The organism is Streptomyces bobili (assembly GCF_002154575.1).
GTDB lineage: Bacteria > Actinomycetota > Actinomycetes > Streptomycetales > Streptomycetaceae > Streptomyces > Streptomyces bobili.
The window spans coordinates 1-4,110 of the sequence record NZ_MUBA01000161.1; the positions used below are offsets into that span (position 1 = coordinate 1).

The 4,110-nt window shown below is 71.0% G+C and carries 3 protein-coding genes; 1 reads left to right on the forward strand and 2 read right to left on the reverse strand.

The features are described from left to right. Together BZL64_RS14060 and BZL64_RS14065 are read right to left on the reverse strand one after the other, a co-directional pair. Positions 1-1,217: helicase-related protein (locus BZL64_RS14060; RefSeq protein ID WP_143663126.1), on the reverse strand; the 1,217-nt coding region annotated here is incomplete at its 3' end. 72 nt (positions 1,218-1,289) lie between these two features. After that, on the reverse strand, positions 1,290-2,291 hold the full coding sequence (locus tag BZL64_RS14065; protein ID WP_425276043.1) for a class I SAM-dependent methyltransferase: 1,002 nt from the start codon (positions 2,289-2,291) through the stop codon (positions 1,290-1,292). A gap of 228 nt (positions 2,292-2,519) precedes the next feature. Between BZL64_RS14065 and rpsA the strand changes: the two genes are divergently transcribed. Then, entirely contained in the window at positions 2,520-4,034 is a 1,515-nt protein-coding gene (gene rpsA, locus BZL64_RS14070) for a 30S ribosomal protein S1 (protein WP_086769520.1), read from the forward strand. The last annotated feature ends 76 nt before the right edge of the window (positions 4,035-4,110 follow it).

Genomic DNA, 4,110 nt, shown 5'->3' on the forward strand with positions numbered 1-4,110 from the left:
AGCCGGCCGGCCGCGGCCATCGCCCCGCCCGGCGGCGGATCCAGCAACGCCAACCCGGAGGCCCCCGGATCGCCCCAGCAGGCCGCCTGGAGGGCGAACGCCGTCAGGTCGGCCACTTTGATCTCCGGCGACGGGAACCGCGGCAGACGGGCGTTCTCCGCCTCCGCCCAGCACCGGTACACCGCGCCCGGCGCCTCACGCCCGGCCCGGCCGGCCCGCTGCCGTCCCGCCGCGACCGAGGCCCGCACGGTCGCCAGCGCGCTCAGCCCGCGCGCGTGGTCCACCCGCGGCTCCCGCGCCAGGCCCGAGTCGACGACCACCCGCACGCCCGGCACGGTCAGCGACGACTCGGCGACCGACGTCGCCAGAACCACCCGGCGCCGTTCCCCGGGAGCCAGCACCGCGTCCTGCACCGCCGCCGGCGCCCGACCGTGCACCTGGAGCACGTCCACCCCGCCCAGGTCCCCGAGCCGCCCCGCGACCCGCGCGATCTCCCCGACCCCCGGCAGGAAGCACAGCACGTCACCCGACCGCTCCTCCAGCGCCCGCCGCACCACCGACGCCACATGCGCGAGCAGCGCCTGGTCGACCCACATGCCGTGCGGCGGCCGTACCGGCCGGACCGGAGGCACCCACACCACCTCGACGTCGTACGACGTCCCGTGGGCCTCGACCACCGGCGCACCGCCCAGCAGCCGGGACCAGCTCTCGGTGTCGGTCGTCGCCGACGCGGCGACCAGCCCCAGCTCGGGGCGGAGCGTCTCGCGCACGTCCCACAGGAAGGCCGCAGCCGTGTCCGCGTCCAGATGCCGCTCGTGGCACTCGTCCAGCACCACCACGTCGACCCCGGTCAGCTCCTGGTCGCGCTGGAGACGCTGGAGCAGCACACCGGTGGTGACGACCTCCACGCGCGTGTGCCGCCCGACGACGCGCTCGCCGCGCACGGTGTACCCGACGCTGTCGCCGGTCCGCTCACCGAGCAGCCACGCCATCCGCCGGGCAGCCGCCCGCGCCGCGATCCGCCGCGGCTCCGCCACGACCACCCGCCGCACCGGGCCCTCGCCCGTCAGCCCGGCCAGCGACAGCGGCACCAGCGTCGTCTTCCCGGTGCCGGGCGGTGCCGCGAGCACGGCGGTCCCCTGCCCGGCCAGGGCCTCGTGCAGCGCGGGCAGGGCAGCCCGTACGGGCAGCGCGTCCAGGGCGTCGTAACGGATCACGCCACCCAGTGTCGTACGCCGGGGGAAGCGCCCACGCACGCGCGTGCGGGCAGTGTGAGGAAAGGGAAGGGGCTAGTCCCGTTCGCAGACGAAGATCGCCGTGCCCGGGATCAGACCGCCGCGCAGCGGCGACCAGCCGCCCCACTCCGCGGTGTTCCAGACCGGCCACTCCGGCTCGACCAGGTCCACCAGCCGGAAGCCCCCCGCCACGACGTCGCGGACCCGGTCGCCGATCGTCCGGTGGTGCTCGACGTACACCGCCCGGCCGTCGTCGTCCTGCTCGACGTAGGGCGTGCGGTCGAAGTACGACGAGGCGACGGACAGGCCCTCGGGGCCCGGTTCGTCCGGGAAGGCCCAGCGGATCGGATGGGTCACCGAGAAGACGAAACGCCCGCCCGGCCGCAGCACCCGGCGCACCTCCTTGAGGACCTGCACCGGCTCGGCGACGAAGGGCAGCGCCCCGTACGCCGAGCAGGCCAGGTCGAAGGAACCGTCCGCGAACGGCAGGACCGCCGCGTCGGCGCACACCAGAGGGAACGCCGCGCCGATCCGCAGCGCGTGTTGCAGCTGGCGGTGGGAGACGTCCAGGGCGACCGGACGGGAGCCCTGGGCGGCCAGCCAGCGCGCGCACTGGGCGGCTCCGGCCCCGATCTCCAGGACCGCCTTGCCCTTCAGGTCCTCCGGCGGGCCGAGCAGCTCGGCCTCCACCTCGTCCAGGCCCTCCGGACCCCACACGAAGCGGTCGTCGCCGAGGAACGTGCCGTGCTCGATCTGGTACTCGTCCGCGTTGCGGTCCCACCAGCCACGGTTGGCGCGCGCGCTCTCCGCGACACCGGCCTCGCGGCGGGTGGCCTCCGGCTCGGCCTCGGGCTCGGACCCCGGCTCGAACGCGGGCTCGGACGATACGGGCTCTTGGATGATCGGCTCCCTCGTCGTACTCTTCCGTCCAACCCGCATCCGGGAGGCGCCGTCACGGTGTCTCCGGGAGGGCCTTCCCGCGGCCTGCGTGGCCTCGGAAGAGAGGTTTTGTGCCGGAATTGGGGCGATCCGCCCCGGGTGTGCGCCTTCGCGCATTGACCCTGCCCGGCTGCCCCCGTATGCTACAAGTTGCGCTGCGGGCTTGCGCACCTCAGACGTAGCAGGTCGCGCTCGCATCTGTATGTATGTCCCTCGGTTGTCGAGGCGCCATAGCCGTTTTTCGGTGAGGCGCTTCCTTGGCTGTCCGGCCGTCTGCAGAGCGAAACGGGCTCCCGGCGTAAGCAGTACCTACGACTCTCTGTCCGTACCGGAGCCCTTTCCCACATGACGAGCAGCACCGAGACCACCTCTACCACGCCGCAGGTAGCGGTCAACGACATCGGTAACGAGGAAGCTTTCCTCGCCGCGATCGACGAGACGATCAAGTACTTCAACGACGGCGACATCGTCGACGGCGTCATCGTGAAGGTCGACCGGGACGAGGTCCTGCTCGACATCGGTTACAAGACCGAAGGTGTCATCCCGAGCCGCGAGCTCTCGATCAAGCACGACGTCGACCCGAACGACGTGGTCGCCGTCGGCGACGAGATCGAAGCCCTTGTTCTCCAGAAGGAGGACAAGGAAGGCCGCCTGATCCTCTCGAAGAAGCGCGCTCAGTACGAGCGTGCCTGGGGCACCATCGAGAAGATCAAGGAAGAGGACGGCATCGTCACCGGTACCGTCATCGAGGTCGTCAAGGGTGGTCTCATCCTCGACATCGGCCTCCGTGGCTTCCTGCCGGCTTCCCTCGTCGAGATGCGCCGCGTCCGCGACCTCCAGCCCTACGTGGGCAAGGAGCTCGAGGCCAAGATCATCGAGCTGGACAAGAACCGCAACAACGTGGTCCTGTCCCGCCGTGCCTGGCTCGAGCAGACCCAGTCCGAGGTTCGCCAGACGTTCCTCACCACCCTCCAGAAGGGTCAGGTCCGCTCCGGCGTCGTGTCCTCGATCGTCAACTTCGGTGCCTTCGTGGACCTGGGTGGCGTCGACGGTCTGGTGCACGTCTCCGAGCTCTCCTGGAAGCACATCGACCACCCCTCCGAGGTTGTCGAGGTCGGCCAGGAAGTCACCGTCGAGGTTCTCGACGTGGACATGGACCGCGAGCGTGTCTCCCTGTCGCTGAAGGCGACCCAGGAAGACCCGTGGCAGCAGTTCGCCCGCACCCACCAGATCGGCCAGGTCGTGCCCGGCAAGGTCACGAAGCTGGTGCCGTTCGGTGCGTTCGTCCGCGTGGACGAGGGCATCGAGGGTCTGGTGCACATCTCCGAGCTGGCCGAGCGCCACGTGGAGATCCCGGAGCAGGTCGTCCAGGTCAACGACGAGATCTTCGTCAAGGTCATCGACATCGACCTCGAGCGCCGTCGCATCAGCCTCTCGCTGAAGCAGGCCAACGAGGCCTTCGGCGGCGACCCGGCTTCGGTCGAGTTCGACCCGACGCTGTACGGCATGGCCGCGTCGTACGACGACCAGGGCAACTACATCTACCCCGAGGGCTTCGACCCCGAGACCAACGACTGGCTCGAGGGCTTCGAGTCCCAGCGTGAGGTGTGGGAGACCCAGTACGCCGAGGCGCAGCAGCGCTTCGAGCAGCACCAGCAGCAGGTCATCAAGTCCCGCGAGGCCGACGCCGCGGCTGCGGCCGAGGGCGGCGAGGCTGCTGCTCCGGCCGCGTCCGGTGGCAGCGGTGGCGGCGGTGGCGGCGGTTCGTACTCCTCCGAGGGTGCGGACACCTCTGGTGCCCTCGCTTCGGACGAGGCGCTTGCCGCGCTCCGCGAGAAGCTGGCCGGTGGGCAGAGCTGAACGCCCACTGAGCACTAGCTCATGACTGAGGGCCCGCGCCTTTCGAGGTGCGGGCCCTCAGTGCTTTCCCGGCCGG

Coding starts and splice junctions, on each gene's coding strand:
- BZL64_RS14065 (WP_425276043.1), bottom strand. CDS start 2,291: ATGCGCGAAGGCGCACACCCGGGGCGGATCGCCCCAATTCCGGCACAA.
- rpsA (WP_086769520.1), top strand. CDS start 2,520: ATGACGAGCAGCACCGAGACCACCTCTACCACGCCGCAGGTAGCGGTC.